Origin of the sequence: Scandinavium tedordense, from assembly GCF_024764965.1 — a bacterium.
GTDB classification, from domain to species: Bacteria; Pseudomonadota; Gammaproteobacteria; order Enterobacterales; family Enterobacteriaceae; genus Scandinavium; species Scandinavium tedordense.
This window is the reverse complement of record NZ_JALIGG010000051.1, coordinates 208,412-229,784: the sequence shown is the minus strand read 5'-3', so window position 1 is coordinate 229,784 and position 21,373 is coordinate 208,412. Positions and strand designations below refer to the sequence as shown.

Sequence of the window (21,373 nt, the reverse complement as noted above, 5' to 3'; positions counted from 1 at the left end):
AAGAAAGAGGGTGGCAAAGCCACCCTCAATAGTTTGCCTGCTCAACTACAGCTTATAAATGCGCGTCTCCCAACGATGAAGTCGGTAAGGCTCATCAATCTCTGCATAATTCCCCAGCACGCGCGTTGCGCCTTCAAGCTGTAATTCCGCTTCAGGCCAGCGGGCTGATTTCGACGACAGATTGCACAGTACCAGAAACGTTTCATCGCCCAGTTCGCGGCGATATGCGTAAATCTGTGGGTGATCCGCCAGCTCCAGTTGATAACGTCCATAGATAAACGAGCGCTCTTTCTTACGCAGGCTGATTAACGCACGATAAAAGTTGAGCACTGAATCCGGGTCCTGGCGCTGGCTGACGACGTTGATGATTTCGTAATTGGCATTAACGTGAAACCACGGCTTCGCCTCGCTGAAACCGGCGTTAGGGGAGTGGCTCCACTGCATCGGCGTGCGAGAATTATCGCGCCCGGTGTGGGTGAGGAACGCAATAATATCCTCCTCGCTTTTGCCGAGCGCCGCCATCTCGCGCCACATATTTTTCGCCGACACATCGTCAAAATCGGCCAGCCCGTTGAAACGGGTGTTGGTCATGCCGATTTCCTGGCCCTGATAGATAAATGGCGTGCCCTGCATCAGAAAGTAGAGCGCAGCGATGCAGGTGGCGCTTTCCCGCCAGTAATGTTGGGTGTCTCCCCAGCGTGAGGTGATGCGCGTTAAATCGTGGTTTTCGACGTACAGCGCGTTCCAGCCTTTGCCTTCCAGCGCAGCCTGCCAGGCGGTGAATATCGTCTTCAGTACCGAAGGCTCTGGGCGCAAACCGGCTTCCGATTCCCACAGACGAACGTGTTCGAACTGGAAAACCATATTCAGACGGTTGCGATGCTCGCCGACCCACTCCTCGGCGTGTTCAGAATCCAGGCCATTCACTTCACCGACGGTCACAATGTCGTAATGCTGAAACACCTTCTGGCTCATGTCGTCGACGTAGTCGAGCAGCCCGTCGTAGTTCAGATGGCTTTTCATCGACGGCACATAGCGCAATTTGTCCGGATTCGGCACATCGGCAAGCGTCGGTTCTTTTTTCATATGGCAAATCGCGTCGATACGAAAACCGTCAATCCCTTTTTCCAGCCACCAGTGCATCATGTCGTACACGGCCCGGCGCACGTCGCGATTTTCCCAATTTAAATCCGGCTGACGACGGGTAAACAGGTGCAGATAATACTGCTCCGTATTCGCGTCATATTCCCAGGCCGAACCTTTAAAAATCCCTTCCCAGTTATTGGGTTCAGCGCCGTTTTTGCCGTCGCGCCAGGTGTACCAGTCACGTTTGGGGTTATCGCGAGATGAGCGGGATTCAAGGAACCACGGATGTTCGTCGGAAGTGTGGTTGACCACGAGATCGATAATCAGGCGCATGCCGCGCAGGTGAACCTGTTCGAGCAGATGGTCGAAATCGGCCATCGTGCCAAATTCGGCCATGATCTCTTGATAATTGCTGATGTCATAGCCGTTATCATCATTCGGTGAAGTGTACATCGGGCAGATCCAGATCAGATCGATGCCGAGGTCTTTCAGGTAATCCAGTTTCTCGGTGATGCCATTCAGATCGCCGATGCCGTCCCCGTTGCTGTCCTTAAAACTACGTGGATAAATCTGGTAGGCCACCGCCTCTTTCCACCAGTTCGCCATCGTTTATCTCCCGATTAGTAACGCAAAAGATTCATAAGGTTGCAGCTCAAGACTCACCGCCAGCTGGTCACGCGGTGCGTAGTTGCTGGAAAGACACTCGCCATGCCAGGACTGCATCTCCTCGGGGATCTCCAGGGTGAGATGCTCGGCGGAGAAATTGTTGATAACCAGCAGCCGCTCGTCGTCGAGTGTACGCAGCCACGCAAATACCTGCGGGTGTTCAGCCATCACCGGCTGGTAATCACCGTAAACCAACACCGGATACTGTTTCCGCAGGGCAATCAGCTGCCGGTAATGCCAGAGGATCGAGTCTGGCTGTTCAAGCGCTGCCGCGACGTTGATTTCCCGGTAGTTTGGATGGACCTTAATCCACGGCGTGCCGCTGGTGAAACCAGCGTTGGGGCTGGCGTCCCACTGCATCGGCGTGCGGGCGTTGTCGCGCCCGTTGGCATGAATGCCCAGCATCATTTCTTCATGGCTGACGCCTTCCGCCAGCCGTTCGCGGTACAAATTCAGGCTTTCGATATCGCGGTAATCGTTGATGTCGTTGAACCGCACGTTGGTCATACCGATTTCTTCGCCCTGATAGATATACGGCGTGCCTTTCAGGCAGTGCAGGGCGGTGGCGAGCATTTTGGCAGAGGCTTCGCGGAACTCGCCTTCGTCGCCAAATTTCGATACCGCGCGGGGTAAATCGTGGTTGCTCCAGAACAGCGAGTTCCAGCCGTCATTGGCTAGCGCGGTTTGCCATTTGTCGATAACCGATTTGAAACTGGCCAGCACAAACGGCTTGCTGCGCCATTTCCCGGCGCGTTCATCCCAGAACTGTTTGATGTGGTCGAACTGGAAAACCATCGACAGTTCTTCACGTTCAGCACCGCTATACAGCAGGGCGTCTTCGGTGGAAGCGCTCCAGGCTTCGCCGACGGTGACGTAATCGCCATTGCCAAAGGTGGCGCGGTTCATCTGGCGGATCAGCGCATGCAGATTTTTGCCGTTGGCCATGATTTGTGCATCGACTTCTTTGCCAATGAGATCGATAACGTCCATGCGAAAACCGCCGATACCTTTCGCCAGCCAGCGATTCATCATGGCGTGGACCTCGTCGTGAACGCGCGGGTTTTCCCAGTTGAGGTCCGGTTGGCGTGTAGAAAATTGATGCAGGAAATATTCGCCGCTGGCTTCGTCAAAGGCCCAGCCGCTGCCGCCAAAATAGGAGCGGAAATTATTCGGTGGCCCGCCGTCTGCCGCGGGTTGGCGCCAGATATAGAAATCACGGTACGGGTTGTCCTTTGATTTTAACGCTTCAAGAAACCACGGATGTTCGTCGGAGGTGTGATTGACGACTAAATCCATCAGGATGTGAATGTCGCGCTGTTTGGCTTGTGCAATCAGGGTCTCCATTTGCGCCAGGGTGCCAAATTCGGCGGCAATATCTTCGTAGTCGGAGATGTCGTAGCCGTTGTCGTCCATCGGCGAGCGGTAGACCGGTGAGAGCCAAATCAGGTTGATGCCGAGCTGGTGGAGGTAATCGAGTTTGCTGATGATGCCGGGAATGTCGCCGATGCCGTCCCCATTGCTGTCCATAAAGCTGCGCGGGTAGATTTGGTAGACCACCGCGTTGTGCCATGCTTTTTTTTCCACTGGTATCTCCTTAGGTTTTCCCCTCACCCTAACCCTCTCCCCAAAGGGGCGAGGGGACCGATTGTGCTCGCTTTACCTTCTCCCTAATGCGAGGGGACCGATTGTGCTCGTTTCCCCTTCTCCCTAATGCGAGAGGACCGATTGTGCTCGTTTTACTCCCACTCCTCGAGAGCGCGAGCAGGGCTCGCTTTTCCCCCTCTCCCTGGGGGAGAGGGCTGGGGTGAGGGCGCAACGGACTCACAAACGAAAGCTACACCCGTAAAAACGCCCGCCCGTCCGCCTCAAACAAATAGCACTTCTCCGTCGGCAAACGCAGCCCAACTCGCTGATCGGGCGTGATCTCCAGCCGTGACGTCAGGCGGATAACCAACGGTTCACTGCCATAGCCGCTATTAACGTACAGCAACGTTTCGTTGCCCATCTGCTCGACAAACAGCACTTCGCCTTCCACGTCGGCCACGGCTAAATCAATAAGCTGGACGTGCTCCGGGCGGATCCCCAGCCATACGCTATTGCCGACTTTCCCATTAAGCGTATTCACCGGCAGCACAATGCGTTGTCGGTTTTCGAGGTCCACAACCGTCTCCTGCACGCCCGTTTCTGCGATCGTGCCCGCAATCAGATTCATTTTAGGCGACCCAATAAACTGCGCGACGAATAGGTTGGCGGGATGATCGTACAACTCCAGCGGGGATCCGACCTGCTCAATCTGCCCCTGATTAAGCACCACGATGCGGTCGGCCAGCGTCATCGCTTCCACCTGGTCATGGGTGACGTACAAAATCGTCGCGTTGATGCGTTTATGCAGCGCGGCAATTTCCATGCGCATCTGCACGCGCAGCGAGGCGTCGAGATTGGAGAGCGGTTCATCGAACAAAAACAGGCTAGGCTCACGCACAATCGCCCGGCCAATCGCCACGCGCTGGCGCTGCCCACCAGAGAGATCTTTCGGCCGTCGGTCGAGCAGATGCTCCAGCTGCAAAATGCGCGCACTGGCCTGCACCTTTTTGTCGATTTCCGTCGGCGGTAGCTTCGCCATTTCCAGCGCGAAGGCCATATTCTGGTACACCGTCATATGCGGATACAGCGCGTAGGACTGGAACACCATCCCGATGCCGCGCTCAGACGGCGAATCGTCGTTGACGCACGTGCCGTCGATGCGCATTTCGCCGTCGCTGATCTCCTCCAGCCCGGCGACCATCCTTAATAGCGTGGATTTTCCGCAGCCCGACGGCCCGACAACCACCACAAACTCGCCGTCGTTAACGGTCAAATCCAGGGGCTTAATCACCTCTGACGAGGTGCCATAGCGTTTAGATATTTTATCGAGTACCAGTTGCCCCATAGTTATCCCTTAATCGCTCCGCTGGTCAGCCCGCTGACAATGCGTTTCTGGAAGATGAGCACCAGCACAATAATCGGCAGCGTAACCACCACCGAGGCTGCCATAATGCTGCCCCAAGGGAGTTCAAAGGTCGACGCCCCGCTAAACATGCTGATAGCCACCGGGACGGTCCGCTTGTCGCCGGAAATAATGAACGTTAGTGCAAACATGAATTCGTTCCATGCGCCGATAAACGCCAGCAGCCCGGTAGTCACCAGCGCAGGCGCCAGAATTGGGGCAAACACCCGGCGAATGATGGTCCAGGTTTTCGCCCCGTCGACAATCGCCGCCTCTTCCAGCTCCACCGGGATCGACTTCATAAAAGTGGTCAGGACCCAGACGGTGAACGGAAGCGAAAAGGTGGTGTACGACAACACCAGCGCGCCGAGGGAATCGTACAGCCCCAGAAAACGCACCAGCTCGAACATCCCGGTCAGCACTGCCACTTGCGGGAACATCGACACACAGAGAATGGTAAATAGCAGGAATTTACGTCCGCGAAACGGCACCCGCGCAAGGGCGAATGACGCGGTAATCGACACCAGTAGACAAATGCCGACGGTAATCGTCGCCACCAGCACCGAGTTCAGCAGGCTACGGGCGATGCCGTTATCCACCAGCGCCACCACGTAGTTGTGCCAGTGATAGCCGTTCGGCAAATAGGCGGGCAGAAACAGTTCCTGCCCGGTGCGCAGCGAGGTCAGAATGGCGTAATAAAACGGGAACACGCAGAACAGTACGGCGACGGTCGCACCACAATAAATCACCAACTGGTGGCCGAATTTGCGCTGACGACGGGTGGTTTTCATCACCGCTTCTCCTTCTCGTTAAGCTTCGAGACGCGGATAAAGCAGGCTGCAATGCCCGCCACCATCATGAACACCAGCACCGACGCCGCAGAGCCGACACCCATATCCTGATACGAGATGATTTGCTCGCGGGCGTAACCAGAAATCGACATCGTCGCTTCGCTGTTGGACGTCAGCACGAAAATTAGGTCGAAAATGCGCATCGCGTCCATGACACGGAAGATCAGTGCCACGATCATCGCAGGCAGGATCAACGGCAGCGTGATGCGCTTAAAACGTTGCCAGGCGCTGGCCCCGTCAACGCGAGCAGCCTCATACAGATCGCCAGGGATCAGTTGTAGCGCCGCCAGCAGCATCAGCGCCATAAACGGCGTGGTTTTCCAGACATCGGCAATCACCACCGCCCACATCGACAGCGACGGCTCGGCGATCCACGCCAGATGCGCCTGATAACCAAAGATTTTCGCCAGCAGATCGTTCACTACGCCGTACTGATCGTGGAACATCCAGCCCCACATTTTGGCGCTGACGATAGTCGGGATCGCCCACGGCACCAGAATGGCGGTGCGCACCAAACCTTGGCCACGAAATTTCTCGTTCATCAGCAGCGCTAGCAGCATCCCGAGCAGCAGTTCGAGGCTGACGGAAACCAGTGTAAACCACAGCGTATTGCCGACCGCCTGCCACCACAGCGGGTCTACCAGCACGCCGCTGCTTTGACCGTCGTGATTGAGGTAATAGTTCGCCAGCCCAACCATCTGATAGTCGCTCGGGTTGTCGAGCATGGCGTTGGTAAAACTGAAAAAGAAGGTACGCGCCAGCGGCCAACCCGCTGCCAGTGCAAGGAGAATCAGCGCGGGCGCCACCAGTATCCACGCGATACGGCGGCGGCGCTCTTGATAGCCAAGACGTGCCAATTAATGCCAGTCCTTCCCTTTCACGCGCTCAAGGCGTTTTTGCAGGTCGGCCACGGCAGTTTTGCCGTCGCTGCCACCGTTGAGTACCTTGAAAGTCACGTTAAAGATGGCGTTAGAGACGCGTGGATACTGACTTTTGGTTGCCGTTGCCGGGCGCGGCACCGCATTGGCGAAGATCTCTTTGAACATCGTCAGATGCGGCGCGGTTTCCAGGACCGCTTTGTCTTCATACAGTGCCGAACGTGTCGGGGCGAAGCCGAGGTATTTCAGCTGCATTTTCTGCGAATCGGCATCGGTGAGGATTTTCAGCAACGCAATCGCCGCATCTTTGTTTCGGGTATTGCCGTTAATCGACCACTGCCAGCCGCCCAACGCGTTAGCCGATTTACCGTCCGGCCCGGCAGGCAGTGGCGCAACGCCAACTTTGCCTTTCAGCGGGCTGTCTGCGCCCTGCGAGAGCAAATACGCATAAGGCCAGTTGCGCATAAACAGCGCGTCTCCGTTCTGGAACACTGCGCGGGACTCTTCCTCTTTGTAGCCCAGGGCGCCTTTCGGCGTGATTTTGCCAATCCAGCCAGCGACCATATCCAGTGCGGCTGCCGCCTTCGGATTATTGATGGTCACGTTCCCTTTTTCGTCGATGAAAGTGCCGCCGCCGTAGGAATCAACCCACTCCAGCGCGTTACAGGTCAGGCCTTCATACGATTTCCCCTGGAAGATCATCCCCCAGAAGTTTTTATGTCCTGCCTTGCGTTCTTCCGCCTGAATTTTGGTGGCGATACGCGTTAAATCAGTCCAGGTTTTTGGCGGCTGTTCGTTGTATTTTTCGAGCAGATCTTTGCGGTAATAGAGCACGCCGGTATCGAGATAAGCCGGAATGGCTTTCACTTTGCCGTTAACGGTGTCGTTCGCCCACGGGCCAGGGAAGAAATCACCTTTCATATCGGCAACGGCATCGGTTAAATCGAGTGTTTGTTTATCCAGCAGGCCGACCCAAATGGTGTCGGACTGGAAGAGGTCCACCGCTTTTTCATCTTTCGCGGCAAAAAGCTGCTGGAGCAGGGCCAGCTTTTCATCCGATGCCGCCGGGAATTCGATAAATTCCAGCTTGTTGTTGGTTTGCTTTTCAAAACGGTCTTTGACGTAGTTGCAGTATTCCTTACCGCCGGGAGAAATCGGGCATTCCATACGCAGGGTATCGGCAAGCGCGGCGTTAGCAACGCCCGCCAGCGCTAAGGTAATAAGACTTAACGTCAGCTTTTTCATTCTGTCCTCATTATTAACTTGCTGTAGAGGTGGGTATAAAAAGTAAACACGCCATCTACAAAGCTAGTTAATAACGAGGCAGAGCAGCAAGTTAGCAGCCTAATCTTTGTGTCAAATCTGGAGCTACTGCACGGATATGGTTTTTTTTTAGCGCTTCGGTGAAAGAAGCGCTAAAGGAGGGGAGAGAAGAAGGGTTAATCAGCCAATCGTGAAACCGTCCGCATCTTGCCAGGCCGGGAATTTTTCGCGGTACTCCTGTAAGGCCGAGAGCGACAGTTCGGCATTAATCAGCGTTGCCTGATGCGGCTCGGCGCTGGCGATGATTTCGCCCTGCGGGTTAATAACCCGGCTGTCGCCACGATAGTGATGCCCGTTGCCATCGGTGCCGACGCGGTTACAGCCGATGACATAAGCCTGGTTCTCAATGGCGCGAGCGGTTAACAGCGCCTGCCAGTGCAGAGAACGTGGGGCAGGCCAGTTGGCGACGTACAGCGCCAGATCGTAATCGTTGCGGTTGCGTGACCACACCGGGAAACGCAGGTCGTAACATACCAACGGCAGAATGCGCCAGTCGCGCCATTCGAACACCACGCGCTCGTGGCCCGCTTCATAATGATGATGTTCATCTGCCATGCGGAACAGATGTCGCTTGTCATAGCGATGCACTTGCCCTTCAGGCTCAACCAGCAAAAAGCGGTTCACCGGGCCACGATCGGTTTGCAGCGCGGCGCTGCCAGCAATAAGGGCGTCAGTTTGCTGCGCTTTTTCATGCATCCACGCAACAACGTCTTCTTCCGGCAACGACTGAGTGGCCGCTTCCATCGCAAAGCCGGTGGTGAACATCTCTGGCAGTACAATCACATCACGCCCATGAATCGCTTCCAACTGACGATCGAAATGACGCAGGTTAGCGGGGCCGTCCATCCACACCAAAGGTTGTTGTAATACTGTTACTTTCAGATTGGGCACTGTCAGAAACTCCCGATTATAGGCTTACGAGTCACAGTTCTACCTTATCAGGGACAGGTGAGAGTGCGTAACATTTCAATGAAAAAAGCGGAGAAGAATCTCCGCTTTTAAGAGCAATACCTGGTCACTTTTTTGCCCGGAGGCGCGGCGCTGAGCGGGCCAACATTAAGGGGTCAGTCCATTGCGCCGCCGGGCAATGTGATGATGGCTATGCGGCCTCAACCTTGCGGACTTTCTCTGGCAGCTTTACCGGTTTGGTGGCCAGCGCGTCCGGTTCGAAATCGTCAACGTTAATGCTGCGCAGACGGCTTTCTTCGGCTTTGGTCAGAATATCCGCTTCCTCCTGGTCGATAAGCCCTTTAGCAAGTGCGTTGCGGGCCAGCTCATCGAGACGGGTGAACGGCAAGTTCTTGCCAATTTCTTTGCAAATACGCTGATGAATCGGATCGGCGGCCATTACGTCCAGCAGCGCTTGTTCCAGCAGACCGACCGGGTTGTGCTCGCTCGGCGTCAGGTACTGACCGCGGCCGATACGTGAACGGGTGGCGCTGGGCACTTGCAGGATTTTCGCCACGGCGTGATCCAACTTGTCTGACGGTGCCACGTAGTGACGACCGGTCGGGAAGATGACGAAGCGCATCACGCCTGCCACAAACCTGTTCGGGAAGTTACGCAGCAGGTCATCCATCGCCTGTTCAGCCTGATGCAGCGCGTCCTGAACGCCCCAATGAACCAGCGGCAGATCGGCTTCGTTACGGCCTTCGTCGTCATAGCGTTTCAGCACCGCAGAAGCCAGATACAGCTGGCTCAGCACATCTCCCAGACGGGCGGAGATACGCTCGCGACGCTTCAGGCTACCGCCGAGGACCGCCATCGATACGTCAGACAGTAGCGCCAGGTTGGCACTCAGGCGGTTCAGGTGTTGATAGTAGCGACGGGTCGCATCGTGTGTCGGCGTGCTGCTGGTCAGACCGCGAGTCAGACCCAGCCAGAAGCTGCGTACTTTGTTACTGCCCACGTGGCCGATGTGTTTAAACAGCAGCTGGTCGAAAGCGTTAAGATCTTTATTCTGCGCGGCGGCCATCTCTTCGAGCACGTACGGATGGCAGCGGATCGCGCCCTGGCCGAAGATCATCATGCTGCGGGTCAGGATGTTGGCACCTTCCACGGTGATCGCAATCGGTGCTCCCTGGTAAGCACGGGCGAGGAAGTTACCTTCGCCGAGCATAATGCCTTTCCCGCCGGTGATATCCATCGCATCAATAATTGACTGCTGACCACGGTGGGTACAGTGATACTTCACTATCGCCGACAGCACCGCCGGTTTTTCGCCGAGCATGATCCCGTAGGTGATGAGCGACGCCGCAGCGTCCATCACGTACGCGTTGCCTGCGATACGCGCCAGCGGCTCTTCAATCCCTTCCATCTTACCGATAGAGATTTTGAACTGACGGCGGATGTGCGCGTAAGCGCCGGTCGCCATCGCTACGGATTTCACGCCGCCCGTGGAGTTTGATGGCAGGGTGATGCCGCGACCCACAGACAGACATTCCACCAGCATACGCCAGCCCTGACCGGCCATTTTTGGCCCGCCGATGATGAAATCAATCGGTACGAAAATATCCTGCCCGCGGGTTGGGCCGTTCTGGAACGGCACGTTGAGTGGGAAGTGACGACGGCCAATTTCCACGCCCGGCGTACCGGTTGGGATCAGCGCACAGGTAATACCTAAATCTTCCTCACCGCCCAGCAGTTTGTCCGGATCAGAGAGCTTGAACGCCAGACCAAGCACGGTCGCAATCGGTGCGAGGGTGATATAGCGTTTGTTCCAGGTGAGGCGCATCCCGAGCACCTGCTCACCCTGCCATTCGCCCATGCACACCACGCCGGTATCCGGAATAGCACCCGCATCAGAACCGGCTTCCGGGCTGGTCAGTGCGAAACACGGGATTTCCTGACCACGCGCCAGACGCGGCAGATAATGATTTTTCTGCTCGTCGGTGCCGTAATGTTGCAGCAGTTCGCCCGGGCCGAGGGAGTTCGGTACGCCGACGGTGATCGCCAGGATCCCGGAGACGCCTGATAGCTTTTGCAGCACGCGAGACTGCGCATACGCAGAGAACTCGAGGCCGCCGTACTCTTTCTTAATGATCATCGCGAAGAAGCGGTGTTCTTTCAGATAGGCCCACAGTTCCGGCGGCAGATCCGCCAGTTCGTGGGTGATCTCGAAGTCGTTCGCCATGCGGCAGGCTTCTTCCACCGGGCCATCGATAAACGCCTGTTCTTCCGCGGTCATCTGCGGCTGTGGATAGTTGTGCAGTTTTTTCCAGTCCGGGTTGCCCTGGAACAGATCGCCTTCCCACCAGGTGGTGCCTGCGTCGATCGCTTCTTTCTCGGTGCGCGACATTGGCGGCATCACTTTGCTGAAGGTGCGGAATACCGGCGCGGAGATCATCGCTTTACGCATTGGACGCAGGTTAAACGGCACCAGAATAATTGCCAGAGGAACCAGCAGCCAGATATTCCACAGGCCCGCAGCGCCAAGTGCCCCGGTCCAGACCAGCAGAATAAGGCTGCTCAACAGCAGATTAACCCGGTGATAGAAGAGCACGCCGAGCAGGATAACGGTGGCAATAATACTCAAAATCATCATAAAGAAATGCTCCCTTGCTTGTAGGAGGTCTGACCACTTGTGATGTATTGGTTGTAGTGGATGTCATTTCTTTTATCAATGTGTTTACAAAATAATTACAACATAGCTCACACTGTTGCCGTTTTCAGTGGCACGGATTATCAAAAGCGGCGGGGATAACTGAGCTGAATGCTTCTCGCTGCATCCGCTATCCGTTACACTGCTGAGGTTAATCATTAAAGCGGAAGGACACTCCTCATGTACCAGGATCTTATTCGTAACGAACTGAATGAAGCAGCGGAAACTCTGGCCAATTTCCTGGCCGATGAAGCGAACATCCATGCAATTCAGCGCGCGGCAGTGCTGCTCGCAGACAGCTTCAAAGCGGGCGGGAAAGTACTCTCCTGTGGTAACGGTGGCTCCCATTGTGATGCGATGCACTTCGCGGAAGAGCTGACCGGTCGCTACCGTGAAAACCGTCCGGGTTACCCGGCGATTGCCATTTCAGACGTTAGCCATCTCTCCTGCGTTAGTAATGATTTCGGCTATGAATATGTGTTCTCCCGTTATGTTGAATCTGTTGGCCGCACTGGTGACGTACTGTTCGGGATTTCTACCTCCGGCAACTCCGGCAACGTGATTAAAGCGATTGAAGCTGCGCGCGCTCAGGGCATGAAAGTCATCACTCTGACCGGCAAAGACGGCGGCAAAATGGACGGTTCTGCTGACGTTGAAATTCGCGTGCCGCACTTTGGTTACGCCGACCGCATTCAGGAAATCCATATTAAGGTTATCCATATCCTGATTATGCTGATCGAAAAAGAGATGGTAAAAGCATAAGTGGTAGCGGGGACCAGTACGGGTTCCCGTTTTATGTTTGTGAGGTGAACTATGTGCGAATTGCTCGGGATGAGCGCCAATGTGCCAACCGATATCTGCTTTAGTTTTACCGGGCTGGTTCAGCGCGGGGGTGGCACCGGGCCGCATAAAGATGGCTGGGGAATTACCTTCTACGAAGGCAAAGGCTGTCGCACATTCAAAGATCCGCAACCGAGCTTTCAGTCGCCCATCGCCAAACTGGTGCAGGATTATCCGATCAAATCCTGTTCAGTGATTGCCCATATTCGCCAGGCTAACCGTGGTGAAGTGGCGCTCGAAAATACCCATCCGTTTACCCGCGAACTGTGGGGCCGCAACTGGACTTACGCCCATAATGGCCAGCTCACGGGCTACAAATCCCTTGAGACCGGACAGTTCCGCCCAGTAGGTGAAACTGACAGTGAAAAAGCCTTTTGCTGGCTGCTGCACAAATTGACCAGCCGCTATCCGCGCACGCCCGGCAATATGAACGGGGTGTTTAAATACATCGCGTCGTTGGCGTCTGAGCTGCGGGAGAAAGGGGTATTTAACATGTTGTTGTCGGACGGACGCTATGTGATGGCGTTCTGCTCGACCAATCTGTACTGGATAACACGCCGTGCGCCGTTTGGCGTGGCGACGTTACTGGATCAGGATGTGGAAATTGATTTTCAGCGAGAGACCACACCGAACGATGTGGTCACTGTGATTGCCACTCAGCCGCTGACAGGCAATGAAACCTGGCACAAGATTATGCCAGGTGAGTGGGCGTTATTTTGTCTCGGAAACCGTGTAGTTTGAAGCCAGCTGCGAGCGAATCTCGTGGCTCAACGGCTTGCTGACCACATAGCGGCCACTCTGTACCGTCACCATCGGCGGCTTGTGAGTCTGCTCGAAGTAGTCATAGCCCGGCTTCAGCTGCGACCAGAAGTCTTTGTAATAAGAGAATTTGTGGCGTTCCATGTTCGCGTCGGTCATGCGGAACGGATAGATGCTGACTTGCACGCTTGACTGACCAAACACCAGCGCACCGGTCACGAACTGGAAAATCTCATCAATGCCGGTATCGGTCATGGCGTAGCAGCCAATCGACACGCAGGCACCGTGGATCATCAGGTATTTCCCTTCATAACCATGTGAGCGATCGTAGTCGTTCGGGAAGCCAATATTAATGGCTTTATAGAAACGGCTATCTGGCTTGAGCTGGCTGCGGGAAACGTTATAGAAACCTTCCGGAGATTTAAAATCGCCCTGGCGCTGTTTCGGACCCAGGCCACCGGAATAGTTGCAGATTTTGTAGCTGTCGAGCAGCTGATACGCCTCACCCATCTTCACGTAAAGATCAAGAGTACGCTCTTCTTTGAAGATCTGGATATATACCGGCGATCCCATTAATTGCTGTTTATATTCTTTGCTGACCGGGGTGGTCGAGCTATTACTGCTAAGCAAACCGGCAAACGAAACGCACGGGATCAACAGCATCGCAAGTAACAATGCGATTTTGCGCATACTACATGTTCCTTGATAAAACGGTAGAGACAGGCCGGGAGGCCCGAAATAGAACCCGAAATCAGAATTGTCTCGAATTGGTGCGCTCACATTAGCATCACCAACGTTTTTCGCAAGTCCGGCGATTAGGGTTTACAAATTACTTTAGTGTTATACCTGCTTTTTGCTGCAATAGCAGTCAGAACTTTGCGCATTCGCTCGCAAATACCGACCTGTATACCCCGTAAATGCTGCGTTCTGGCCTCACATCCTGTAAACTTGCCGCGTTTCACGACCAGGTTAAGAAAGGATGCTTTACTCTCATCGTACTGCCGCCAGCAGCACTCTCTGGCATCGGTTTTTCCTTTCTTGTTTTGTTTTTCTCTACGCTGGGTTTAGTGACAGTAACGTTTACGGATACCTGCTAACGACATGATTAAAATCACAAAAGGGCTTGATTTGCCCATCGCTGGCGCACCGTCACAGCACATTGCCGAAAGCGCTGCCGTATCGCGTGTGGCCGTGCTGGGCGAAGAATATATTGGCATGCGCCCCTCGATGTCCGTCCAGGAAGGCTCCCGGGTTCTCAAAGGGCAAGTGCTGTTTGAAGATAAAAAGAACCCCGGTGTGCGCTTTACTGCCCCGGCCAGTGGCGTCATCAGCGCCATTCATCGCGGTGAACGTCGCGTGCTGCAATCGGTAGTTATCGATATTGACGGCGATGATGCCGTCAGTTTCCCGCAGTTTGAGGTGGCAGACCTTGCCACGCTTGATCGTGAAGACGTTCAACAGCAGCTACTGGAATCTGGGTTGTGGACCAGTCTGCGTACGCGCCCATTCAGTAAAATCCCGGTGCCGGGCAGCGTTCCGATGGCCATTTTCGTCACCGCCATCGACACCAATCCGCTGGCGGTCGATCCGCAGCCGGTCATCCTTGCGCACCGTGAAGCCTTTAACGCTGGGCTGACGGTGTTGTCGCGTCTTACCGACGGCAAACTTCACGTTTGTCAGGCGAGCGGCGGCAAGCTGGGCGGTCATCCCGTGGGCCAGGTGACGTTCAATGAATTTAGCGGCCCGCATCCGGCAGGTTTGCCGGGCACACATATCCATTTCCTTGAACCGGTGAGCCTCAATAAACTGGTCTGGCACCTGAGCTATCAGGACGTCATCGCCATCGGCAAATTGTTTATCGAAGGCGAACTGTGGAGCGAGCGGGTGATTTCCATCGCCGGGCCGCAGGTCAACACGCCGCGCCTGGTGAAAACGCTGCTCGGCGCAAGCCTCGACCAGCTGCTGGCTGGTGAACTGGCTGAGGGTGAAAACCGTGTGATTTCCGGTTCGGTACTCAGCGGCACCCACGCGCTGGGGCCATACGCATTCCTCGGTCGCTACCACTTGCAGGTCAGCGTGGTGAAAGAAGGACGCGAGAAAGAACTCTTTGGCTGGGTCATGCCGGGCAAAGATAAATTCTCGATAACCCGCACCACGCTCGGCCATTTCCTCAAGCGCAAACTGTTCGATTTCTCGACCGATACCAACGGCGGCGAGCGTGCGATGGTGCCCATTGGCAACTACGAGCGCGTCATGCCGCTGGATATTCTGCCGACGCACCTGCTGCGCGACCTGCTCGCCGGTGATACCGACAGCGCGCAGGCATTGGGTTGTTTGGAACTTGACGAAGAAGACCTGGCGCTTTGCACCTACGTTTGCCCGGCAAAATACGAATACGGCCCCGTGCTGCGTGACGTCTTAACCCGCATTGAGCAGGAAGGATAAGTGATGGGTTTGAAAAATCTGCTGGAAAAAATTGAGCCGCACTTTACCCACGGCGGCAAGCTGGAAAAGTACTACCCGCTGTATGAAGCCGCGGCCACCATTTTCTACACGCCGGGTCTGGTGACAAAAGGGGCGTCTCACGTCCGCGATGCCATCGACCTCAAGCGTATGATGATTCTGGTCTGGCTGGCGGTATTCCCGGCGATGTTCTGGGGCATGTACAACGTCGGCCTGCAAACCATTCCGGCGCTGCATAAAATGTATGGCCCGGAACAACTGCAACAGGTGATTGCCGGAAACTGGCATTACCATGTGGCGCAGTGGCTCGGCGTGAGTTTCACACCTGACGCAGGCTGGCTGAGCATGATGGGACTGGGCGCGGTGTTCTTCCTGCCGATTTACATGACGGTGTTTATCGTCGGCGGTTTCTGGGAAGTGCTGTTCTCCATTGTGCGTAAGCATGAAATCAACGAAGGCTTCTTTGTTACTTCCATTCTATTCGCGCTGATTGTCCCGCCGTCGCTGCCGCTGTGGCAGGCCGCGCTGGGCATCAGTTTTGGCGTGGTTATCGGGAAAGAAATCTTCGGGGGTACTGGGCGTAACTTCCTTAACCCGGCGCTGGCGGGGCGTGCTTTCTTGTTCTTCGCCTATCCGGCGCAAATCTCCGGCGACCTGGTATGGACCGCGGCTGACGGCTTCTCTGGCGCAACGCCACTGTCTCAGTGGGCGAGCCACGGCGGTGAAGCGCTGATCAACCTCACCAGCGGGCAGCCGGTGACCTGGATGGATGCGTTCCTCGGCAAATTGCCAGGCTCAATCGGAGAAGTTTCCACGCTGATGATTTTGATTGGCGGGGCCATCATTATCTTTGGTCGCGTTGCCTCCTGGCGCATCGTGGCGGGCGTGCTGCTCGGTATGATTGCCGTTTCCACGCTGTTCAATCTGATTGGCTCAGCCACTAACCCGATGTTCTCCATGCCGTGGTACTGGCATCTGGTGCTCGGCGGTTTTGCTTTCGGCATGATGTTCATGGCGACCGATCCCGTGTCGGCGTCGTTTACCGATAAAGGGAAGTGGTGCTACGGCGCACTGATCGGCGCGATGTGCGTACTGATCCGCGTTGTAAACCCGGCCTATCCGGAAGGGATGATGCTGGCAATTCTGTTTGCCAACCTCTTTGCGCCGCTGTTCGATTACCTGGTGGTGCAGGCCAATATCAAGCGGAGGAAGTCGCGTGGCTGAAGTGAAAAGTAACGATAGCATCGGCAAAACGCTGCTAGTGGTGCTGGTGCTTTGTCTGGTCTGCTCGATTATCGTAGCCGGCTCAGCGGTGGGGCTGAAGCCTCGCCAGCAAGAACAGCGCGCGCTGGATAAACAGCGCAACATTCTGGCGGTCGCCGGGCTGATGCAGCCGGAAATGAAGCAGGATGAAGTGGCCTCCATTTTTGCGGAACGTATTACCCCGCGTCTACTGGACTTGAAAAGCGGCACGCTGCTCGACAAAGATCCGGCCTCGTTTAACCAAGGGTTGGCATTGAAAGATCCGGCTCAGAGCACACAACTGGATTCCAGTGAAGATCCGGCGGGTATCAAACGCCGCAGCAACGTGGTCGAAATCTACCTGGTGAAAGACGAGCAGAAAAAAATTCAGGAAGTTGTGCTGCCAATTTACGGCAAAGGCCTGTGGTCGATGATGTACGCCTTTGTGGCGCTCGACACCGACGGACGCACCGTGAAAGGTATCACCTATTATGATCAAGGTGAAACCCCGGGCCTCGGCGGTGAAGTCGAAAACCCGAACTGGCGTCAGCAGTTCATCGGCAAAAAAGTGCTCAGTGATGACGGCATGCCAGCCCTGAAAGTAGTGAAGGGTGGCGCGCGTCAGGGTGACGAATATGCGGTGGATGGACTTTCCGGTGCTACGCTGACGTCAAACGGTGTTCAGCACAGTTTTGATTTCTGGATGGGCGAGCAGGGCTTTGGCCCGTTCCTGAAACAGATGCGTGAAGGAGGCCTGAATAATGGCTGAACTCGGTGATATGAAAGAAGTAAAACGGGTGCTGGTGGGGCCGGTTATCGCCAACAACCCGATTGCGTTGCAGGTCCTGGGCGTCTGCTCGGCGCTGGCGGTGACCACCAAACTGGAAACTGCATTCGTGATGACGCTCGCGGTGACGATGGTAACGGCGTTTTCCAGCATGTTTATCTCAATGATCCGCCACCACATTCCGAATAGCGTGCGCATCATTGTGCAAATGGCGATCATCGCCTCGCTGGTCATTGTGGTCGATCAGCTGCTGCGGGCTTATGCGTATGAAGTCTCCAAGCAGCTCTCGGTGTTCGTGGGCCTCATCATCACCAACTGTATCGTGATGGGCCGTGCCGAAGCGTACGCCATGAAATCGCCGCCGCTGGCGAGCTTTATGGACGGCATCGGTAACGGGCTTGGCTACGGCGCCATCCTGATAATCGTCGGTTTCCTGCGTGAGCTTATCGGCAGCGGCAAGCTGTTCGGTATCACCGTGCTGCAAACCGTGCAGAACGGCGGCTGGTATCAGCCAAACGGCCTGTTCCTGCTCGCACCAAGCGCATTTTTCATTATCGGTCTGCTTATCTGGGCGCTGCGCAGCTGGAAGCCGGAACAGCAGGAGAAGGAGTAACCGATTATGGCTCATTACATTAGTCTTTTTGTCCGCGCAGTGTTTGTTGAAAACATGGCGCTGGCCTTCTTCCTCGGCATGTGTACGTTCCTTGCGGTGTCGAAGAAAGTCTCTACGGCATTTGGCCTGGGCGTGGCGGTTACCGTCGTTCTCGGCATTTCGGTGCCGGTGAACAACCTTATCTACAACCTGGTTCTGCGCGACGGTGCGCTGGTGGAAGGCGTTGATCTTAGCTTCCTCAACTTCATCACCTTCATCGGGGTCATTGCAGCGTTGGTGCAGATCCTCGAGATGATCCTCGATAAGTATTTCCCGTCGCTGTACAACGCGCTGGGGATCTTCCTGCCGCTGATCGCCGTGAACTGTGCGATTTTCGGCGGCGTCTCGTTCATGGTGCAGCGCGACTATAACTTCCCTGAATCTATCGTCTACGGTTTCGGCTCCGGTATTGGCTGGATGCTGGCGATCGTCGCGATGGCCGGTATTCGCGAGAAGATGAAATATGCCAACGTGCCCGCAGGACTGCGCGGCTTAGGGATCACCTTTATCACCACCGGACTGATGGCACTGGGCTTTATGTCATTCTCCGGCGTGCAGCTATAAGGGCGTAAGTAATGGAAATTATTCTTGGCGTAGTGATGTTCACGCTGATTGTGCTGGTGCTGTCGCTGCTGATCCTGGCGGCGCGCGCGAAGCTGGTGAACTCCGGCGATGTGGTCATCGAGATCAACAACGAAGCCGACAAACAAATCCGCACGCCCGCTGGCGATAAACTGCTGAATACGCTGTCCAACAACGGCATATTCGTCTCTTCGGCCTGCGGCGGCGGTGGCTCCTGTGGCCAGTGTCGGGTGATGGTGAAAGAGGGCGGCGGCGATATCCTGCCGACCGAGCTTTCGCACATCAGCAAGCGTGAAGCGAAAGAGGGCTGCCGCCTGGCGTGCCAGGTTGCAGTTCGTCAGGACATGAAGATCGAGCTGCCGGAAGAAATCTTCGGGGTGAAAAAATGGGAGTGCGAGGTTATCTCCAACGATAACAAAGCGACTTTCATCAAAGAGCTGAAGCTGGCGATCCCTGAAGGCGAAAGCGTGCCGTTCCGCGCGGGCGGCTATATTCAGATTGAATGCCCGTCGCACAAAGTGGCGTATGCCGATTTTGACGTGCCGGATGAGTACCGCGGCGACTGGGACAAATTCAATCTGTTCCGCTACGTTTCCGAAGTGAATGAGCCGACGCTGCGCGCGTATTCCATGGCGAACTATCCGGACGAGAAGGGCATTATTATGCTCAACGTCCGTATCGCCACGCCGCCGCCTTCCGCGCCGGACGTGCCACCTGGCATCATGTCCTCTTACATTTGGTCGCTGAAAGCGGGCGATAAGGTGACGATTTCCGGGCCGTTTGGTGAGTTCTTCGCCAAAGACTCTGACGCGGAAATGGTATTTATTGGCGGTGGTGCGGGTATGGCGCCAATGCGTTCGCACATCTTCGATCAGCTCAAGCGGCTTAGCAGCAAGCGTAAAATCAGTTTCTGGTACGGGGCGCGTTCACTGCGTGAAATGTTCTACGACGATGAGTTTGAGCAGCTGGCGCGGGAAAATCCGAACTTTACCTTCCACGTGGCGCTTTCTGATCCGCAGCCGGAAGATAACTGGACGGGGCACACCGGATTCATCCACAACGTGCTGTATGAGAATTACCTGAAGCATCATGCAGCGCCGGAAGACTGTGAGTTCTACATGTGTGGGCCTCCGGTGATGAACGCGGCGGTTATCCGCATGCTGAAAGATCTGGGCGTGGAAGATGAAAACATCATGCTTGATGATTTTGGAGGCTAATGATGTTAACGGTATTTCTGGCAACGTTTGCCGTGTTCCTGCTGGTGGTCCTCGGCATGTCACTCGGTTATCTGGTGAAGCGCAAAAGCATTCAGGGCAGCTGTGGCGGTATCTCGTCACTGGGGCTAGAGAAAGTCTGCGATTGCCCTGAGCCGTGCGACGCGCGTAAAAAACGTCTCGCCCGCGAGGCCCAGCGCCAGCAAAACCGCATCCTTTAGTCCGTTAAGTAGGCCCAGCAAACGCATCGTTGCTGGACAAAAATAGGCCGGGTGGCGCTTTGCTTACCCGGCCTACAAAACCCCACGCTTCTCATTTCTGATAATTTCACTGTATACTTAACCAGTCATTAGTGAGGGCTGAGTATGCGCAAAATTATCCATGTTGATATGGACTGCTTTTTTGCCGCGGTAGAGATGCGGGATAATCCAGCCCTGCGCGATATTCCCATCGCCATTGGCGGCAGCCGTGAACGTCGCGGCGTGATAAGCACCGCTAACTATCCCGCGCGTACGTTTGGTGTACGCAGCGCAATGCCAACCGGAATGGCGCTCAAACTCTGCCCGCACCTGACGCTGTTGCCCGGTCGCTTTGATGCCTACAAAGAAGCCTCGGTGCATATTCGTGAGATTTTCTCGCGATACACTTCACTGATTGAACCTCTTTCCCTGGATGAAGCCTACCTCGACGTCACCGATAGCCTGCACTGCCAAGGGTCGGCCACGCTGATGGCGCAAGAAATCCGCCAGACCATTGATCGTGAACTGAATCTCACTGCCTCGGCGGGTGTCGCCCCGGTAAAGTTTCTCGCCAAAATCGCCTCGGATCTTAACAAGCCCAACGGCCAGTATGTGATTACGCCTGATGAAGTGCCTGCGTTTCTCAAAACGCTCTCTCTTGCCAAAATTCCCGGTGTTGGGAAAGTCTCAGCATCGAAACTCGAAGGCATGGGGCTGCGCACTTGTGAGGACGTCCAGCACGCTGACCTGGCGACGCTGCTGAAACGCTTTGGTAAATTTGGTCGGGTATTGTGGGAGCGCAGCAACGGTATTGATGAGCGCGACGTCAACAGTGAGCGTCTGCGCAAATCGATAGGCGTGGAGCGCACGCTGGCCGAGGACATTCATGAATGGGCCGACTGTGAGGCGATAATTACCGCTCAGCTTTATCCTGAACTGGAGCGTCGACTGGCGAAGGTGAAACCTGACCTGCTGATTGCGCGTCAGGGGGTAAAACTCAAGTTTAATGATTTCCAGCAGACGACGCAGGAGCACGTCTGGCCGAAGTTGAATCAGGATGATTTGATTGCCACGGCGTATAAAACCTGGCATGAGCGGCGCGGTGAAAGGGGCGTCCGGCTGGTGGGCTTGCACGTTACGCTGCTGGACCCGCAGCTTGAGCGGCAGTTGGTTCTGGGTTTGTAGTTTTCTGAACCTATAAAAA

The 21,373-nt window shown here is 55.3% G+C and carries 19 protein-coding genes; 10 read left to right on the top strand and 9 right to left on the bottom strand.

Going from position 1 to position 21,373, the window contains the following annotated elements:
* Positions 1-45 precede the first annotated feature (45 nt).
* The 8 genes from MUU46_RS06270 to fadE form a co-directional block, all read right to left on the bottom strand.
* Positions 46-1,692 carry a glycoside hydrolase family 13 protein gene (locus MUU46_RS06270; protein WP_258965101.1) on the bottom strand — a complete coding sequence of 549 codons (1,647 nt, stop codon included), beginning with the start codon at positions 1,690-1,692 and terminating at the stop codon, positions 46-48.
* Positions 1,693-1,695: 3 nt separating this feature from the next.
* A complete protein-coding gene (locus MUU46_RS06265) occupies positions 1,696-3,336 on the bottom strand; it encodes a glycoside hydrolase family 13 protein (protein WP_258965100.1) in 1,641 nt (546 codons plus the stop codon).
* Positions 3,337-3,586: 250 nt separating this feature from the next.
* The gene (locus MUU46_RS06260) at positions 3,587-4,681 is read right to left on the bottom strand and encodes an ABC transporter ATP-binding protein (RefSeq protein ID WP_258965099.1); all 1,095 of its coding nucleotides are present in this window, start codon (positions 4,679-4,681) and stop codon (positions 3,587-3,589) included.
* A gap of 2 nt (positions 4,682-4,683) precedes the next feature.
* A complete protein-coding gene (locus MUU46_RS06255) occupies positions 4,684-5,529 on the bottom strand; it encodes a carbohydrate ABC transporter permease (protein ID WP_159753459.1) in 846 nt (281 codons plus the stop codon).
* Entirely contained in the window at positions 5,529-6,446 is a 918-nt protein-coding gene (locus tag MUU46_RS06250) for a carbohydrate ABC transporter permease (protein ID WP_258965098.1), read from the bottom strand. Before MUU46_RS06250 ends, MUU46_RS06255 begins: the two co-directional genes overlap by 1 nt.
* Entirely contained in the window at positions 6,447-7,712 is a 1,266-nt protein-coding gene (locus tag MUU46_RS06245; RefSeq protein WP_258965097.1) for an ABC transporter substrate-binding protein, read from the bottom strand.
* A gap of 198 nt (positions 7,713-7,910) precedes the next feature.
* Positions 7,911-8,681 carry an amidohydrolase gene (locus MUU46_RS06240; protein ID WP_258965096.1) on the bottom strand — a complete coding sequence of 257 codons (771 nt, stop codon included), beginning with the start codon at positions 8,679-8,681 and terminating at the stop codon, positions 7,911-7,913.
* Between the two features lie 208 nt (positions 8,682-8,889).
* On the bottom strand, positions 8,890-11,334 hold the full coding sequence (fadE, locus tag MUU46_RS06235; RefSeq protein WP_258965095.1) for an acyl-CoA dehydrogenase FadE: 2,445 nt from the start codon (positions 11,332-11,334) through the stop codon (positions 8,890-8,892).
* 237 nt (positions 11,335-11,571) lie between these two features.
* Here fadE and lpcA point away from each other — a divergent pair, with 237 nt between their 5' ends.
* Together lpcA and MUU46_RS06225 are read left to right on the top strand one after the other, a co-directional pair.
* Complete coding sequence (lpcA, locus tag MUU46_RS06230) at positions 11,572-12,153, top strand: D-sedoheptulose 7-phosphate isomerase (RefSeq protein WP_159752183.1); 582 nt, start codon at positions 11,572-11,574, stop codon at positions 12,151-12,153.
* A 51-nt stretch (positions 12,154-12,204) separates the two neighbouring features.
* A complete protein-coding gene (locus MUU46_RS06225) occupies positions 12,205-12,972 on the top strand; it encodes a class II glutamine amidotransferase (RefSeq protein WP_258965094.1) in 768 nt (255 codons plus the stop codon).
* Here MUU46_RS06225 and dpaA read toward each other — a convergent pair.
* Positions 12,943-13,680, bottom strand: a complete 738-nt coding sequence (gene dpaA / locus MUU46_RS06220) for a peptidoglycan meso-diaminopimelic acid protein amidase (protein ID WP_159752187.1) — start codon at positions 13,678-13,680, stop codon at positions 12,943-12,945. The two genes, MUU46_RS06225 and dpaA, sit on opposite strands and share 30 nt — an antisense overlap.
* A 411-nt stretch (positions 13,681-14,091) precedes the next feature.
* Here dpaA and MUU46_RS06215 point away from each other — a divergent pair, with 411 nt between their 5' ends.
* The 8 genes from MUU46_RS06215 to dinB all read left to right on the top strand — a co-directional run bounded on the left by MUU46_RS06215 (position 14,092) and on the right by dinB (position 21,354).
* A complete protein-coding gene (locus MUU46_RS06215) occupies positions 14,092-15,435 on the top strand; it encodes a Na(+)-translocating NADH-quinone reductase subunit A (RefSeq protein WP_159752189.1) in 1,344 nt (447 codons plus the stop codon).
* A 3-nt stretch (positions 15,436-15,438) separates the two neighbouring features.
* Positions 15,439-16,677, top strand: coding sequence for an NADH:ubiquinone reductase (Na(+)-transporting) subunit B (locus MUU46_RS06210; protein ID WP_258965113.1), 1,239 nt, complete (start codon positions 15,439-15,441; stop codon positions 16,675-16,677).
* Entirely contained in the window at positions 16,670-17,464 is a 795-nt protein-coding gene (locus tag MUU46_RS06205; protein WP_159752191.1) for a Na(+)-translocating NADH-quinone reductase subunit C, read from the top strand. Before MUU46_RS06210 ends, MUU46_RS06205 begins: the two co-directional genes overlap by 8 nt.
* Positions 17,457-18,095 (top strand): NADH:ubiquinone reductase (Na(+)-transporting) subunit D, encoded by a 639-nt coding sequence (locus tag MUU46_RS06200; RefSeq protein ID WP_159752193.1) that lies wholly within the window; start codon positions 17,457-17,459, stop codon positions 18,093-18,095. Before MUU46_RS06205 ends, MUU46_RS06200 begins: the two co-directional genes overlap by 8 nt.
* Positions 18,096-18,101: 6 nt before the next feature.
* Positions 18,102-18,698, top strand: coding sequence for an NADH:ubiquinone reductase (Na(+)-transporting) subunit E (gene nqrE, locus MUU46_RS06195; protein ID WP_110511594.1), 597 nt, complete (start codon positions 18,102-18,104; stop codon positions 18,696-18,698).
* 11 nt (positions 18,699-18,709) lie between these two features.
* A complete protein-coding gene (gene nqrF / locus MUU46_RS06190; protein ID WP_159752195.1) occupies positions 18,710-19,933 on the top strand; it encodes an NADH:ubiquinone reductase (Na(+)-transporting) subunit F in 1,224 nt (407 codons plus the stop codon).
* Between the two features lie 2 nt (positions 19,934-19,935).
* Positions 19,936-20,151, top strand: a complete 216-nt coding sequence (gene nqrM, locus MUU46_RS06185; RefSeq protein WP_185153721.1) for a (Na+)-NQR maturation NqrM — start codon at positions 19,936-19,938, stop codon at positions 20,149-20,151.
* 144 nt (positions 20,152-20,295) lie between these two features.
* A complete protein-coding gene (dinB, locus tag MUU46_RS06180; RefSeq protein ID WP_258965093.1) occupies positions 20,296-21,354 on the top strand; it encodes a DNA polymerase IV in 1,059 nt (352 codons plus the stop codon).
* The last annotated feature ends 19 nt before the right edge of the window (positions 21,355-21,373 follow it).

Bases quoted from the DNA above. Each gene is read 5' to 3' on its own strand.
- MUU46_RS06270 (WP_258965101.1), bottom strand. From the start codon at position 1,692: ATGGCGAACTGGTGGAAAGAGGCGGTGGCCTACCAGATTTATCCACGT.
- MUU46_RS06260 (WP_258965099.1), bottom strand. From the start codon at position 4,681: ATGGGGCAACTGGTACTCGATAAAATATCTAAACGCTATGGCACCTCG.
- MUU46_RS06255 (WP_159753459.1), bottom strand. From the start codon at position 5,529: ATGAAAACCACCCGTCGTCAGCGCAAATTCGGCCACCAGTTGGTGATT.
- MUU46_RS06245 (WP_258965097.1), bottom strand. From the start codon at position 7,712: ATGAAAAAGCTGACGTTAAGTCTTATTACCTTAGCGCTGGCGGGCGTT.
- fadE (WP_258965095.1), bottom strand. From the start codon at position 11,334: ATGATGATTTTGAGTATTATTGCCACCGTTATCCTGCTCGGCGTGCTC.
- lpcA (WP_159752183.1), top strand. From the start codon at position 11,572: ATGTACCAGGATCTTATTCGTAACGAACTGAATGAAGCAGCGGAAACT.
- MUU46_RS06225 (WP_258965094.1), top strand. From the start codon at position 12,205: ATGTGCGAATTGCTCGGGATGAGCGCCAATGTGCCAACCGATATCTGC.
- dpaA (WP_159752187.1), bottom strand. From the start codon at position 13,680: ATGCGCAAAATCGCATTGTTACTTGCGATGCTGTTGATCCCGTGCGTT.
- MUU46_RS06215 (WP_159752189.1), top strand. From the start codon at position 14,092: ATGATTAAAATCACAAAAGGGCTTGATTTGCCCATCGCTGGCGCACCG.
- MUU46_RS06210 (WP_258965113.1), top strand. From the start codon at position 15,439: ATGGGTTTGAAAAATCTGCTGGAAAAAATTGAGCCGCACTTTACCCAC.
- MUU46_RS06200 (WP_159752193.1), top strand. From the start codon at position 17,457: ATGGCTGAACTCGGTGATATGAAAGAAGTAAAACGGGTGCTGGTGGGG.
- nqrE (WP_110511594.1), top strand. From the start codon at position 18,102: ATGGCTCATTACATTAGTCTTTTTGTCCGCGCAGTGTTTGTTGAAAAC.
- nqrF (WP_159752195.1), top strand. From the start codon at position 18,710: ATGGAAATTATTCTTGGCGTAGTGATGTTCACGCTGATTGTGCTGGTG.
- nqrM (WP_185153721.1), top strand. From the start codon at position 19,936: ATGTTAACGGTATTTCTGGCAACGTTTGCCGTGTTCCTGCTGGTGGTC.
- dinB (WP_258965093.1), top strand. From the start codon at position 20,296: ATGCGCAAAATTATCCATGTTGATATGGACTGCTTTTTTGCCGCGGTA.